Annotated in this window: 11 protein-coding genes; 2 read left to right on the forward strand and 9 right to left on the reverse strand. The window is 43.3% G+C overall.

Going from position 1 to position 14,443, the window contains the following annotated elements; all coding sequences use genetic code 11:
• The first annotated feature begins 96 nt into the window (after nt 1-96).
• Together QTN47_RS16315 and QTN47_RS16320 are read left to right on the forward strand one after the other, a co-directional pair.
• Nucleotides 97-561 (forward strand): DsrE family protein, encoded by a 465-nt coding sequence (locus tag QTN47_RS16315; protein WP_369330465.1) that lies wholly within the window; start codon nt 97-99, stop codon nt 559-561.
• A 12-nt stretch (nt 562-573) separates the two neighbouring features.
• Nucleotides 574-1,503 carry a molybdate ABC transporter substrate-binding protein gene (locus tag QTN47_RS16320; protein WP_369330466.1) on the forward strand — a complete coding sequence of 310 codons (930 nt, stop codon included), beginning with the start codon at nt 574-576 and terminating at the stop codon, nt 1,501-1,503.
• 131 nt (nt 1,504-1,634) lie between these two features.
• Here the strand turns inward: QTN47_RS16320 and QTN47_RS16325 are convergent, their stop codons facing one another.
• The 9 genes from QTN47_RS16325 to QTN47_RS16365 form a co-directional block, all read right to left on the reverse strand.
• Nucleotides 1,635-2,297: a hypothetical protein gene (locus QTN47_RS16325; protein ID WP_369330467.1), complete on the reverse strand. Its 663-nt coding sequence runs from the start codon at nt 2,295-2,297 to the stop codon at nt 1,635-1,637.
• A gap of 93 nt (nt 2,298-2,390) precedes the next feature.
• Nucleotides 2,391-4,430, reverse strand: a complete 2,040-nt coding sequence (gene uvrB, locus QTN47_RS16330; RefSeq protein ID WP_369330468.1) for an excinuclease ABC subunit UvrB — start codon at nt 4,428-4,430, stop codon at nt 2,391-2,393.
• Nucleotides 4,431-4,569: 139 nt separating this feature from the next.
• Nucleotides 4,570-6,789 carry a transferrin receptor-like dimerization domain-containing protein gene (locus QTN47_RS16335; protein ID WP_369330469.1) on the reverse strand — a complete coding sequence of 740 codons (2,220 nt, stop codon included), beginning with the start codon at nt 6,787-6,789 and terminating at the stop codon, nt 4,570-4,572.
• A gap of 457 nt (nt 6,790-7,246) precedes the next feature.
• Nucleotides 7,247-7,753 (reverse strand): GNAT family N-acetyltransferase, encoded by a 507-nt coding sequence (locus QTN47_RS16340; RefSeq protein ID WP_369330470.1) that lies wholly within the window; start codon nt 7,751-7,753, stop codon nt 7,247-7,249.
• A gap of 88 nt (nt 7,754-7,841) precedes the next feature.
• Nucleotides 7,842-8,306 carry a methylglyoxal synthase gene (locus QTN47_RS16345; protein ID WP_369330471.1) on the reverse strand — a complete coding sequence of 155 codons (465 nt, stop codon included), beginning with the start codon at nt 8,304-8,306 and terminating at the stop codon, nt 7,842-7,844.
• 413 nt (nt 8,307-8,719) lie between these two features.
• Nucleotides 8,720-9,343, reverse strand: a complete 624-nt coding sequence (locus QTN47_RS16350; RefSeq protein WP_369330472.1) for a hypothetical protein — start codon at nt 9,341-9,343, stop codon at nt 8,720-8,722.
• A gap of 134 nt (nt 9,344-9,477) precedes the next feature.
• A complete protein-coding gene (locus tag QTN47_RS16355) occupies nt 9,478-11,628 on the reverse strand; it encodes an FN3 associated domain-containing protein (RefSeq protein WP_369330473.1) in 2,151 nt (716 codons plus the stop codon).
• Nucleotides 11,629-11,848: 220 nt separating this feature from the next.
• A complete protein-coding gene (locus QTN47_RS16360; RefSeq protein WP_369330474.1) occupies nt 11,849-12,877 on the reverse strand; it encodes an NHL repeat-containing protein in 1,029 nt (342 codons plus the stop codon).
• Between the two features lie 37 nt (nt 12,878-12,914).
• Nucleotides 12,915-14,360, reverse strand: coding sequence for a DUF1501 domain-containing protein (locus tag QTN47_RS16365; RefSeq protein ID WP_369330475.1), 1,446 nt, complete (start codon nt 14,358-14,360; stop codon nt 12,915-12,917).
• Nucleotides 14,361-14,443 lie beyond the last annotated feature (83 nt).

Consider the following 14,443-nt stretch of genomic DNA (forward strand, 5'->3'; position numbering starts at 1 on the left):
TTATTCTTATTAACTAAAAACACAGTCGAATGACAGTAACATCGCGTGTCTTCTATGAAAACAGCGCATAATATTTTACTCTCTAAATACTGACACATGAAAAAAATCAAACTCATCACCTGCCTCGTTTTACTGCTGGCTGCAGTTCACCTGCAGGCACAAGACAATGCCCTGGAGAAAAACAGCCATTACACCGGCGCATCTGCAACAAAAAAGCAGTATAAAGCCATTTACCAGTTAGATCAAAATGATCCGCATATTATTGAAAAGACCTTTCGCAATATCAACAACGCATTATCCGACCCGCGTCTAACAGGAAAGTTGCAGGTTGAACTCGTTGCATTTTCCGGCGGGACCAACGCCTATCTTAAAAACAGTAATTACGGGGAAGATCTCAAAAAGCTCGTCGAAAAAGGCGTCATTGTTGCGCAATGCAATAACACATTACAGGAAAGAAACATTAGCCGCGATTCTTTGTATAATTTTATAGCCATTGTTCCAAGTGGCAATGGTGAGCTGATCATACGGGAACAGGAAGGCTGGACCATTATTAAACCATAAATGAATGTCGTTATGAAAAGGAATGGAATTATTTTGCTATTTGCTTTACTTCTGGCAACATGCATAAACGCACAACAAAAAACTGATAAACACCGGTTTGATCCGCCCTGGAACACTCCTCTCAAGGGTGGCGTAAACTTTACAGTTCCGGGTATTGACAATGTCCCTGATCTGTTTGGAGACATCAACGATCCGCAGCTGGTAGTATTCTTTGCAGGCAACCAGTTTATGGTGTTGGATGAATTGCTTGAAGCCTTCAAAACAGCGTACCCGCAGTACACGCGCATCTTTGTGGAAACACTGCCTCCGGGCATTCTTGCCAAACAAATAAAAGAACAGTCACTCGTAATGGGCAATATGCGCATTACCCTTGCGCCTGATATTTTCAGTGATGGAAAAAACAAAATGGAGGACTACGCAAAGCAAGGCTGGTTCGACACCATGCACATCTACGCAAAAAACAGGCTGACCATTATGACATATAAGGACAATCCTTTACAAATAAGGTCTTTCAAGGATTTTGGCAAGAAAGATGTTCGCATCAGCATGCCCAATCCTGCGCATGAAAGTATAGGAAAGCGGATTGAACTTGCTTATGAACAAACCGGTGGGGCCGCACTTCGAAAAACAATCATGGATGAAAAAGTGAACAACGGCACAACGATGCTTACTGCTATCCACCACCGCGAAACACCGCTGGCCATCTTAAACAAAACTGCAGACGCAGGACCTGTTTGGTATACAGAAGCATATTATCAGAAGATGATCAACCATCCGGTGGAGATCGTTGAGATACCCGAGAAAGAAAATATTTATACAGAATATGTTGCCGGTGTGTTGAAAAATGCACCGCATAAGGACGCAGCCAATGCTTTTCTGCAATTTATTACAACGGGAAAGGGTAAGGAGATTTATAAGAAGTATGGATTTATAGTTGAATGAGATGAGCCAAGAATAAATTGTGGTTCGTGAGACACGAACCACGGCGGCCAGGAAAAATGTGTCCTACACTTTTGAAGTGTAGGGCACGTTTTTTCCGCAACTTCATTCAGTACCCCACAAGTCTTATTTAATCAAAACGCTTTCTCATTCAGCCAATCCACAACCGGATCCATCCAAACCTTTCTTGCTTTGTAAAAGAACCCGTGACTCAGACCGGTATTTAATATAAGTTCTTTATGACTGGCAATATGCGGCTGATTCTCAAAAACCTGGAAGCAGGTGCCGTGCTTGTCAGACTTTTCAATGATAGAAAGAAACTTCCCGTACAGCTGAATTCCATTGAAATCTTTATAGGTATCCGGCCAGCACCCTCCCATCATTACAAAATGAAGTTTATCGTTTTTCAACCGGGAAGATGCAAATAAGCCAATTGGCCAACCGGCTGATGCGCCAACAACAATAATGCTGTCAACACTTACGCCATTCCGGAGCAATGTATCAACCTGGTTTGCAAGCCTGGTAATGTAGACCGAGTCGTTGACATCCGGCATTCTTCTTTCACTTATAATATTAAAACCACGGTTTTGAAGAGAATCAAGAATGGTGGAATATTCATATCGTCCCCATTCCGGTGCACCATTATTGATTGCATTATCGCCAACATTGGTGATCAGTTGGCCATGTAAATAGAACAAATATTTTTTATAGGGAGTATTGCCTTTGGGAATAAATGCGCGGGTAGTTTGGCCTGCGGCGGTTGAGCTGATGATGATCAACAGAATCAATATTCTCATGGCACGTATGTTTATTGGTTGAGGTATTGCAGATTTAGGCGGAGGTTAAGAATATGTCCTACACTTTGAAAGTGTAGGACATATTCTTAACCTCTACTTCATCACTTCCAGTTCTTTTTGCAAGCGGAACATTTCATCACGAAGCCTTGCTGCTTCAATAAAGTCAAGATCGCGGGCAGCTTTCTCCATATCCTTCTTCACTTTATTAATTGCTTTTTCCATTTGAGGAATGGTCTTATAGTTTTCCTGTTCTTCCGCAGCTACATTGCGAACAATATCCTGGTCACCCTGAATGGCGTACGGACTTTTTACATCAAATCCTTTAATGTCTAACACAGATGTCTGCGCAAACACCTGCTCTTTACTCTTCGAAACCGTTTTGGGAACAATGCCGTGTTTTTGATTATAAGCAATCTGAATCTCACGGCGCCTGGAGGTTTCGTCGATGGTCTTCTGCATGCTTTCAGTCATTTTATCCGCGTAGAAAATTACCAACCCATCAACGTTACGCGCGGCGCGGCCGGCCGTTTGAGTAAGCGATCTTTCGTTACGCAGAAACCCTTCTTTATCTGCATCCAAAATTGCAACAAGAGAAACCTCAGGTAAATCAAGCCCTTCACGCAGAAGGTTAACACCCACCAATACGTCTATTTCTCCAAGACGCAATTGACGGAGAATCTCCACACGTTCAAGGGTATCCACGTCGCTGTGAATGTATTTTGATTTAATGTTGATGCGATGTAAATACTTATCCATTTCTTCCGCCATGCGTTTGGTAAGCGTGGTTACAAGTACGCGGTCGCCTTTTGTAACACGCTTATCAATTTCTTCCAGCAGATCATCTATCTGGTTTACGCTGGGTCTTATTTCGATCGGAGGATCCAGCAAACCGGTAGGTCTTACAACCTGCTCAACCACTACTCCCCCTGTATGTTCCAACTCGAATTCACCCGGCGTTGCACTCACAAATACTGTCTGATCAATTAAATTTTCAAATTCATGAAAATTCAGCGGCCGGTTATCCATTGCGCTCGGAAGGCGAAAACCATAATCGACTAATATTAATTTGCGACTTCTGTCACCACCATACATTCCCGCAACCTGGGGAATTGTCTGGTGACTCTCATCTATCACACACAAAAAATCTTTTGGAAAATAATCCAGCAGACAGAATGGTCTTGTACCCGGCTGGCGGCGATCAAAAAACCGTGAATAGTTTTCAATACCATTGCAATAACCCAGTTCGCGCATCATTTCAAGATCGTATTCCACTCTTTCTTTCAAACGCTGTGCTTCAATCAACTTGCCGATGTTTTTAAAATATTCCACCTGCAATCTCATTTCATCCTGAATCTCATGCATGATCTGCTGCATCATATCCTTGGGCGCTATATACAGATTGGCGGGAAAGATGGCAGCCTCATCTACGCCCGAAATACGTTTGCTGGTGTTTACATCGATGCGGTCAATCTCTTCAATCTCATCACCAAAAAAAGTAATGCGGTATCCGTAATCCGCGTAGGGCAGGTTAATGTCCACGGTATCACCTTTTACGCGAAAAGTCCCGCGCTTGAATTCTATCTGCGTCCTTGTGTACAGACTGTTTACCAACGAATGTAGAAAGCCCTGGCGAGAGATCATTTGTCCCTTTTGCAGTCGGACAATCCCATTCTCAAACTCAGACGGGTTACCAATACCATAAATGCAACTTACACTTGCAACAACAATAATGTCCCGCCGACCTGTAAGTAATTCAGAAGTGGCTTGCAGGCGCAGTTTGTCCAATTCCTCGTTGATGCTTAGATCTTTTTCGATATAGACATCACTCACCGGCATATACGCTTCCGGCTGATAGTAGTCGTAATAAGAAACAAAATAACCTACTGCGTTTTCGGGGAAAAACTGTTTAAACTCTCCATATAACTGGGCCACCAGCGTTTTGTTGTGCGTAAGTACCAGCGTTGGTCTTTGCACGTTTTGAATAACGTTGGCCATGGTATATGTTTTACCACTACCTGTTACGCCCAATAAGGTTTGAAACTTTTCACCACTTAATATTCCTTCTGTTAATTGTGCTATTGCCGAAGGCTGATCACCACTCGGCGCATAAGGAGCATGTAATTTAAACGGCATGTTACGAAGGTAGGAAAAGTGGTACGTTGTAAGTAGTACGTTATACGTTTATTAACGAGGAGGAAATACAGGTGCAACATGGTATTTTAAAAAATGCAATGACTTCGGTCCAATAAACGTACAGCGTATCACGTATAACTTACAACTTCCCCAAGTATTCCGCCAGCCTGTTAACTGCTGCAGCCGCCGCATTAATCTGTTCCTGCGCTTCTTTAAAGTTTCGCTGTTCGATTGCTTCGCGAATTCCGGGCATGGTTTTAACCCCGTAGCCGGTGTAAAATCCGGGTGCATAAATGCTGTGCTTGAACCAGCTTCTGCGCGGAAGGCCATCAGGCAGTAACAGCGATTGTTCGGCCTGGTACAGTTTGTTGTTAAATGTTGCTTCAGATGTTCCTGCCGTTAGCATTTTTTTGGATGAAGAACTTAGGCTATCGGCATTTTTTTGCAGTTTATCCAATGCGTTTTTTAGTCCTGAAAAATCGATATAAGGAATGGGATCTTTTGCAGCCGGAGGATTGTAAGTAAGCGTTGGATCGGCGGCAAGCTGATAGAGTTTTTTCCCGATTACTTCGTTTTCAGTAGCAGTTGCATCCCGCAGATCGTCAACCATTGACTGCAATTCTGTAACATAACTGTTGATGGTTTTATGCAGGGATGAGAAATTAAAAGGCAACACGTCTGCATTTGCCATGCGGAGGACGGCAAGTCCTGCAGTTTGAGAAAGCGCGAGGCCGTATGCAAAGCCCGGGTCTTTAAACCGGCGATAATCATCATAAGAGTCGTAAATGGAATGGTATTCCCCTCCCTCATCTTCACCACCGAAACCCAGGTTTAAAGACGGGATGCCGGCATGCTGTAAAAATGAAGAATAATCCGAACCGGAACCAAGTGCACCCAAATCAAGATCCTTCTTGCTTAGTGCATCCTTTTTTGATTTTGTGGACGTTGCATTAACAACTTGCCTGGCATTCGCCCTTTCAAACAGAGAAACTTTTGTTTGAGGATCAGTTAGCTCTTTCGCAATGCCATCCATTAATGGTGTTAAGGCATGTGAGCCACCGGCTTCCAGAAAGCCGCGCCCGTTATTATCTGTATTAATATATACAACGCATTTCTGTTGCAGCTCCTGCTGATGATCTTCCAGCCATTCTGTTGAACCGATTAACCCAGGCTCTTCTCCGTCCCAGGCGCAATACACCAAAGTGCGTTTAGGTTTCCATTCGGATTTTAAAAGAGCTCCAATGCTTTTGGCTTCTTCAAGCATAGACGCCAGACCACTCGCAGGGTCTGCAGCACCATTCACCCACGCGTCGTGGTGATTCCCCCGCACAACCCATTGATCGGGATATTGCGCTCCTTTAATTTTTCCTATAACATCATAACATGGAACTGTGTTCCAGTTGAATTCGAGCTTCAAATGCACTTTTGTTTTGCCGGGACCAATATGATAGGTCAGTGGCAAAGCACCTCTCCACGCTGCAGGAGCAACAGGACCTTCCAAAGCTGCCAGTAACGGCTGTGCATCTTTATAACTGATTGGCAAAACCGGTATTTTCAACAAATTGACCGCTTCATTGTGCGAGGCAATTCTCTTCGCATCTTTTGTAGAACCGATGCCAGGTGTTAACGGGTCACCAGGGTACACCACCATATCCATCACTGATCCACGCTGAACACCATACTCATTCTTGAATGCACCTTTGGGATAAACATCTCCGCGGAAATAGCCGTCATCTTTCGGATCAGAATAAATGATACATCCGATGGCGCCATGCTCCTGCGCAACTTTTGGTTTAATACCGCGCCAGCTTTGGCCGTATTTGGCAATTACGATCTTGCCCTTAACATCAACACCCAATTTTGCCAGTTCATCGTAATCTGCCGGCAAACCATAGTTCACAAATACCAGGTCGCCGGTTACATCTCCATCGGCGCTCCATGCATTGTAGGTCGGCAATTGCCCTTCTTGTCCGCTGGTAGCATCTTCTTTTAATGCTGGCTCTTTAAGAATGGCTTTGTATGCCGCCGGTGAAGTCATTTCCAGCAACCTTGTTTTTGGTGTAGGAAACAACACCTGGTAGGTTTCAATATTTGTTTCGAAACCATAATCCTTCAGCCTGGCTGCTATCTGATCTGCATACAATTTTCCCGCAGGAGAACCAATATTATGCGGCCTGTCGGAAAACTGCCTGATCGTAGCACCGATATTCTCAGCGCTCAACGTATTGTTGAAAGTTGTTTCGGTTTGCCTTTGCTGCGCACTCGATTGCTCTGAAAAACCTGCTATGGATTTTGTTTGTGCTGAAGCAAATAGTGTGCTTACCAGTAGGCATGCACTGCCGAGAATGATTTTTTTCATGCAGTTATGGTTTCGTTTAATGAGTTAATGGGGCAGGCAGTCGAAGACTAAATATAAGAAATTTGAATAATTGAAAATGGAGAATTGAAAATTGAAAATGCACAGTCATTTAGTTAAGCATACATCGTCAATTTCGGGAGATGTCTCCGGTCGTGCTAAATGACAGATTTTATAACAGTCCCAATTTTTCCCGTAGGGAATTAAGCTCAATAGAAACAATCCAATCGAGAACCTCATAGTCCTTTAGGGCTTTAACCAAATAAAGGAGTTAATATCCTACGGACAATAAAGCCCTTGTGTGCTGGACCTCTATTGAGCTTAAAGCCCTACGGGCTACCAACAAAAAGTGTACTGTCATCTTTTTGGATTGCACAAGGAAAGGGCGGCCCGACCTGCAATTCCCTTCATTTTCAATTGTCAACTGTCCCCGCCTGAATGACTTGTCGGGCAGGAATTTTCAACTAACCAACAGTTTCACCCATATATAATCGTCAATTATCTCATTGTTTTTTATGGCTGCTTTGCGGCGAATAGACTCGAGATAAAAACCGTTTTTGCGTAATACTTCCATTGAGGCTTTGTTGTGTTCAAACACTTCTGCATAAATGCGGATTACGTTAAACTGTTTTTGTATGTAGACGAGCATTTCTTTGACCGCGGCTGTTGCTATTCCGTTACCCCAATACGGCTCACCAATAAAATAACCTATTTCCACATTTTTCCGGTACACATCGTCTTTTAAAACACAACCAATGCTACCTACAACTTTGTGTTCACATTCTATGGCAAAATTCAAATGAGGTTTTTCGCTCAGGCAATGATTGATCCACTGCAGGGCATCCATAACGGTGTATGGACTTGGCAATCTGTCACGCACATTGTTCCAGATATTTCTGTTATTGGCTATAAGAGCCAGCTGTTGTGCATCTTCACGTTTCCACTGACGGAGTATTACCTGGCTCATATACAATCGAAACTTGGATAAACGTTGTAAAAATTGCGGCAAACGACTTCGGGCAATGCGGAGTTATCAGTCCCAGAACTATGCGTTACTATATTTTTTCCTCGATCGGTCTTTTAAGATAATCGGTATAGCTGGGGAGAATAGTTTCATATTCTTCGTGCATAAACGGCGACGTCATAATAAAATCAGCAGTAGCACGATCGCAAGCCATCGGAATGTTCCATGCAACGCCCAATCTCAACAGGGCTTTTACATCACTATCGTGCGGCTGTGACGACATAGGATCCCAGAAAAAGATCAGCACATCAATTTCACCACCGGCAATCATTGCTCCAATCTGCTGATCGCCACCTAAAGGACCACTTAATAATTTTTTGATCGGTCTGTCCAATGCGTCTTCCACCATGCGGCCGGTTGTTCCGGTAGCAAATAATTCGTGTCGTGACAGAACGGTTTTATTATACACAACCCAATCAATCAGGTCATTTTTTTTATGGTCGTGGGCCACCAATGCTATTCTTTTTCTTTTCCCGATCACTTTAATTTGTGCCATAGCTATTGTTTAAGTGGCGTAAATGTAAGGCTTTTTATGTACGATGTGAGGCGATGTACAATGTTAGATGTACGGTTTTAGATGTGCGATGTATAATAAGTACGAGTTGCGAAGTACTCAGGTGTGAGAACCGAAGTAAATGTTAACAGTGATTGATCAAAAGCCGGGAATTGAAAGGTTTACTCCGGTAAATCTTGTGGCTCAGTGCTGCAAAAAGACCACCGATAGCTATGGGCTATTAATCGCAGAAGCGATGGAGTAAAACCACGCAGCCGGAAACTACATGGATTGGAGATACTATTAGAAGGATTATAAGCAACTTATGAAATAGTATTTCAAGTGCGAGGAAATCTCTTGCCTCACATCTTAAACCTCAAGCCTTACACCGGAAACCTGAAACCTAATACCTCCCCTCAATACGCTGATCCCTCCATACGCGTGTTCTGCAAATTCGCCCAGATCACCTCAAGTATATATTTGTCGGCAGAGGGGGAACTGCCTTTGATTTTTACATATTGCAAAGTGCATGTTTCTGGCTTGTTGGTTTTTTCCTGATTCTTTGTGTAGGCATAGCCAAAACCTTCCACATTGCTTCCTGAAACCTTTATTTCGTGCTCAAACTTCCACGATTTCTTTATGCTGTTTCTGAGCGCATTAAAGTTGCTCATAAGGTCGGGATATTTTAATTGAGAATACTCAGTGCCTATGTATGCCTTATACAATTTATCATCGGCGAAATCCATTCTCAATACATTATTGGTGCCATTAAAACAAGGTATTTTAATTCCGCCAGCCTTGTATGTCAATGTTTCCAGGACAATTGAGTCGCCGCCACTGCCGTAAGGAGGCCTCTTTTCCGATTCGGTGTTAACCAGCTTTATATTGCTGTATCTGCTATTAATGGTATCTACAACCGTAGGTTTACTCATACCCGGTTTAATGGTAAACAAGTTTTCAAACGCACAGCGAGCAGTTTGCGCATGCAATAAGGCACTAAACACAGTGGCGATTATTACAAGAAGCAGCTTTTTGGACATAACTTCTATTTGACATTTTAGGATTAAGTGATGACAGCACGCCGCAATCGCGGGCAGAGCTGTATCTAACTTCCTAACAATCAATAATCGTTATTGTTCAGTTTGTTTCCGGGATAAACAAAAATTAATCGGCCTTAGTTTACAAATACCTCATCTACAAAAATCCACCCTTTACTGCCTTTTCCGCCATGCCACTCCGGAAGTTTGGCGATAGGAACAAGCACTATTTTAAGACATTTAACCGTTGTTGGTTTAAAGTCGCAGGAAACAGAAATATTTATTCTTTCAGTTTCCGTCTTTTCCGGTTGTTTCGGCTCAATGCGGGAAAGCAAAGCCATGTTTTTTTCATCTGTGCCACCCCATATTTCGGCTCTTACCGGAGGAAATATATAACCGTTTATATCTTTGAGAAGGCTAATTGTTACATTTTTTGCTTCTACCGGTTTGTTGTACATCATTACGGCCACCATATTGCTATCCTTGTAACCGAGCCATTTGCCACTGCCCGCGTTCAAATCGCTTTTATCCAGGTCAATTAGTGTTTTCGCACCGGCGCCTTTATATCTCGCATCCGGTCGCGTCACTAACACGGCACTGTCTGCAACATAAGTTGTTTTGAAAAAGTGTTCCTGGATAATATCGCTACTGATCCATCCCGGCTTAAAAGCTTTAGCCCTGACGGTGACATCCTCTTTTAACACCACATTTTTGTCATAAACCGGGGAGTTTACGCTGTCAGGATCTTTTCCATCCAACGTATAGCGAATGGTCGTGCCGTTTACATATTGTTTCAGCTCCAACGGCAATGGTTGGGCCGTTATGATGGGCTGTTCATTCTGAAAAATAGGAGGCGTCAATTTTAATACAACAGTATCCCCTTTGAATCCGGTTTGAAAACTGATGTTCTTGTTCTTAGATGCAAGATATTCAGCATCCTTTGATACTACAGACGTGTTCCACAAATACACCGTTTTTAGTTTCGGTAAAGATGTAAGAGCAGTAAGATCGCCCGATTTTACGGTTGTACCGGAAAGTGAAAGGCTTTTAAGGAATTGAAGGTTTTTCAACTCTCCCAATGTTTTTCCCGTTACAGCTGTAAAGTTGAGATTCAGTTTTCTCAGATTCTTGAACCTGCTGATGATTTTAAGATCTTCATCCTTTACACCCATGTTTTCCAGGTTCAATTCTACCACCTGGTTTTCCAAAGGCTTTAATTCTTCCAGTTGTTTGGAATCATAAAACGGTTTGTTGTAGAAATTTACAACTAACGCCGGAGAGCCTATAGCCACCTGGGATATTATACGATTGTTGTTTGTTAGTTTCTGGATTTGTTTTTCATCGGCAGCAGCAAAATCATACTGCTCGTCGGCAGATTGCTTTAAGACTTTCGTCGCGAGAACACGCAACGTGTCTTTCTCAGGCAAATCGATAACCCTTTTATCAAATAAAGAGCCGCCTTTGATCCATGCATATAAAATGGACATCTCCTCTATACTTAACTGAGGTTTTCCCGCCGGCGGCATGTGTTCTTTTTCTTCTTCCGGAAGATGAATGCGATGCATCATTAAACCAAGATCGGCCCTGCCGGAATCCCACAGTTTTCCATTCTTGCCACCTTTCAACAACAACTCTTTTGTATCCATAACCAACTCACCCTTCGCCTTGCTGCTGTTATGGCAACCCATACATTTTGCCTGGAGTATCGGTTGCACGAGATCGGCATATACGACCGCATCCTCTAAAGGAGCGACTTGCTTTTTCTTGTCGGGAGTTACCGGTGCCAGTACAAAGTTTTCACCGTGGGTAATGTTTGCTCCCAGATGTGAAGCAATGGCAATTAAAACAGCGATCGACAATGCTGAGGCATAAGAAAACAATCCGCCTCTTTCTATTTTTAGTCTGAAAGAATAAAAAGCGTAGAGGACAAAAGAAGTGGATGCACCCAGCCATTTGTGCCAGGCTATCGCGTCGGAATCGTAACCCGGTTCTCTTGAAAGAAACAATCCCATTAAAGCTGTAACGGCCGCTGAAAGCGCAGCTGCAAGCAGCAGGATGTCAGTAACATCTTTGTACCACTGATGTGATTTTAAATTCTCTGAAGCAAATAGTTGCCACGCCACATAGAGCAAAACCAATACAATAGGAAAGTGTAAAATCAGTGGGTGCATACGACCTATCACCTGCAACCATGATGGTACCACCAATCTGCTACTAAACACCAACAGAAAAAACAATAAGATGTTTAAAGGAAGCAGGGACGCCGCTACAAGTTTTTTAATTTTCATGAAATCTAAAGCAAACTGGTTGTTATGAGTACGAGTTACGAAGTACGTAGTACCTAGGTTTGACAGCACCTAACATTCGTAACAATTTTATTGTTAAAACAGAAAACTACGAAGACGAAAAGCGCAGGTCTTAAAAAGGAACTTATAATATAAGCCGGTTTGTGTATTTCCAACCGGCCCGAACCTTTCGTACCTCGTACTTCTTACTTCGTACTTTGCCCTACGCTGTTCTCTTTAATTTATAAGGATAAACTTTTCCTGAAGCCCACTGCGCAACATATAAGTTTTCATCGCTGTCAACACATACGTCGTGTGGATGAACAAATATTTTTTCTGTCTGTTGCATTGGTTGCAGTACACCGTTTACATATTTAGGTTCGCTTCCACCAATATTGCTTACTACTTTATTGTCCTTATCCAGGATGGTTACAAAGCCGGAACCTTCCAGCTTCATATCCGGAGAGCGCAACACAGCGGCATATAAATGATCCTTATGAATTACCGGGCGGCATACACATGCGCCAGGCAATTTGATCACTTCAAGCAACTTGCCTTCTTTTGTAAAACGTTTGAAGCAATTACGCGTTCTGTCTGTAACAAGCAAAGTTGTTTCACCGCTACGTTTGTCAAACACTATACCGTGCGCATTATCCAGATGCTCATCTCCTTCTCCCCTGCCACCAAAATAATGCTTCAGATTTCCTTTGCTGTCATATTGCAACACATACTGTGCTCCGTAACCATCGGCAATGAAGATGTCTCCATTTTCATCAATGGTTGTTTCGGTAGGAACAAATTCCTCCGCTTTTTTATAGATTCCCGGATCCATTGGCGTACTGATGGTCAACAGAATCTTGCCGTCCATTGTTGTTTTATACACCTGGTGTTTTGCTGTATCGGTAATATATAAATACTCTGTTCCATTTTCATTATGGAGCGTTAAACCGTGTGCACCGGGAAATTCATGTCCCCAGCTCTCCAACAGTTTACCCTTTGTGTTGTAAACAAGAATGTTGTTCTTTGTTTCGTTGGTAAGCAGAAAAATACGGCCGTGTTTATCCTGCACCATTTCGTGACAGTCGTTCACCGGATATTGCGTGGGGTTGGCTTTGCTCCATGCTGTATCCAATGTATAACTCATATTGTTGTAGCCGTATACTTTGCCTTTTTCTTTTGCAAACAAGTCCTGCATAATCAAAATGCCGCCGGTAGCAAAAGAGGTTTGTTGTAAGAATTTTCTGCGGTTCATAATTTTTGTTGTGTTAAGGAGAGTTCGATGTAATATTTTAAGCGATCAGATCTTTAATTACTTTGCCTGCCACATCTGTCAGGCGATAGCGCCTGCCCAAATGCCTGAAGGTGAGTTTTTCATGATCCAATCCCATCTGGTTTAAAATTGTTGCGTGGAAGTCGTGAACGTGCACCGGATTACTTGCAATGTTATAGCCAAACTCATCGGTTTCGCCATATACACCCGGCTTAACGCCACCTCCTGCCATCCATACAGTAAAGCATCTTGGGTGATGGTCTCTTCCGTAATTATCGAGGGTTAATTTTCCCTGGCAATAGTTGGTGCGGCCAAATTCACCACCCCAGATCACCAGCGTTTCATCTAACAGTCCACGTTGTTTAAGATCTGTTATTAACGCTGCACTAGCCTGGTCAACGTCTTTACACTGACCTTTAATTTGTCCCGGCAAATCGCCATGTGCATCCCAACCCTGGTGGTACAACTGCACAAAGCGTACACCGTTCTCACTGAGTTTGCGGGCAAGCAAACAGTTTGCTGCGTATGTTCCCGGAACCAGGCAATCAGGGCCGTATAATTTAATGATTGATTCCGGCTCTTTACTCATATCTGTTATTTCCGGCACGGCTGTCTGCATGCGGAAAGCCATTTCATATTGCTGGATCTTGGTGTTTATTTCGGGATCGCCAAACTGCTGGTAAGAAGCAGTGTTCAATTCAGCAATCTTGTCCAGCATTTTTCTTCTGTCCGCCTTATCAATCGCATCCGGATTGTTCAGGTATAATACAGGATTTTCACCGCTGCTGAATTGTACGCCCTGGTGTATTGAATCCAAAAATCCATTACTCCAGAGTTTTGAATACACCCCCTGTCCGTTGCCCTTGCCTTTAGAGAGCAATACACAAAATGCCGGCAGGTTTTTATTCTCACTTCCGAGGCCATAGCTTAACCATGCGCCCATGCTCGGTCTGTTGCCCACTTGTGCCCCCGTTTGGAAGAACGTCAAGGCAGGATCGTGGTTAATGGCTTCTGTCCATATGGTTTTGATAATACACAGATCATCCGCTACACCGGCAGTATATGGCAACAATTCACTGATCTGGGCACGCGCGCGACCATATTCACCAAATTTAAAGACAGTCCCGGCCAGTGGAAAATGTGTCTGATCAGCTGTCATCCCAGTTAAGCGTTGGCCCATGCGTATGCTTGCAGGAAGATCCTGCCCGTGCATTTCCTGCAACTTTGGCTTATAGTCAAACAGGTCCAGTTGGGACGGAGCGCCGTTTTGAAAAAGATAAATGATGCGCTTGGCTTTTGGCGCAAAATGCGGTAAGCCCGCCATAATTGTTTCTTCACTCCCGCTACTAAACAGATCGGGAATCAATAGAGAACCCAATGCCATGCTGCCAATACCAAGGCTAAGCCTTGATAAAAACTTGCGGCGGTTGTAGTTTAGTCCGTGTTCGAGGATTTCCTTTTCCATTTTTATTTTTTTCTCGCGGCGGACGCAACGAAGCGGCGGCGCGACGATTTTTTATGCTTCACGCGGCGGTCGCAAAGAGGCAG

This window comes from Danxiaibacter flavus (assembly GCF_041060425.1).
GTDB classification, from domain to species: domain Bacteria; phylum Bacteroidota; class Bacteroidia; order Chitinophagales; family Chitinophagaceae; genus Danxiaibacter; species Danxiaibacter flavus.

Excerpts from the sequence above, each read along its gene's own strand:
- QTN47_RS16315 (WP_369330465.1), top strand. The coding sequence starts at position 97 with ATGAAAAAAATCAAACTCATCACCTGCCTCGTTTTACTGCTGGCTGCA.
- QTN47_RS16320 (WP_369330466.1), top strand. The coding sequence starts at position 574 with ATGAAAAGGAATGGAATTATTTTGCTATTTGCTTTACTTCTGGCAACA.
- QTN47_RS16325 (WP_369330467.1), bottom strand. The coding sequence starts at position 2,297 with ATGAGAATATTGATTCTGTTGATCATCATCAGCTCAACCGCCGCAGGC.
- uvrB (WP_369330468.1), bottom strand. The coding sequence starts at position 4,430 with ATGCCGTTTAAATTACATGCTCCTTATGCGCCGAGTGGTGATCAGCCT.
- QTN47_RS16335 (WP_369330469.1), bottom strand. The coding sequence starts at position 6,789 with ATGAAAAAAATCATTCTCGGCAGTGCATGCCTACTGGTAAGCACACTA.
- QTN47_RS16340 (WP_369330470.1), bottom strand. The coding sequence starts at position 7,753 with ATGAGCCAGGTAATACTCCGTCAGTGGAAACGTGAAGATGCACAACAG.
- QTN47_RS16345 (WP_369330471.1), bottom strand. The coding sequence starts at position 8,306 with ATGGCACAAATTAAAGTGATCGGGAAAAGAAAAAGAATAGCATTGGTG.
- QTN47_RS16350 (WP_369330472.1), bottom strand. The coding sequence starts at position 9,343 with ATGTCCAAAAAGCTGCTTCTTGTAATAATCGCCACTGTGTTTAGTGCC.
- QTN47_RS16355 (WP_369330473.1), bottom strand. The coding sequence starts at position 11,628 with ATGAAAATTAAAAAACTTGTAGCGGCGTCCCTGCTTCCTTTAAACATC.
- QTN47_RS16360 (WP_369330474.1), bottom strand. The coding sequence starts at position 12,877 with ATGAACCGCAGAAAATTCTTACAACAAACCTCTTTTGCTACCGGCGGC.
- QTN47_RS16365 (WP_369330475.1), bottom strand. The coding sequence starts at position 14,360 with ATGGAAAAGGAAATCCTCGAACACGGACTAAACTACAACCGCCGCAAG.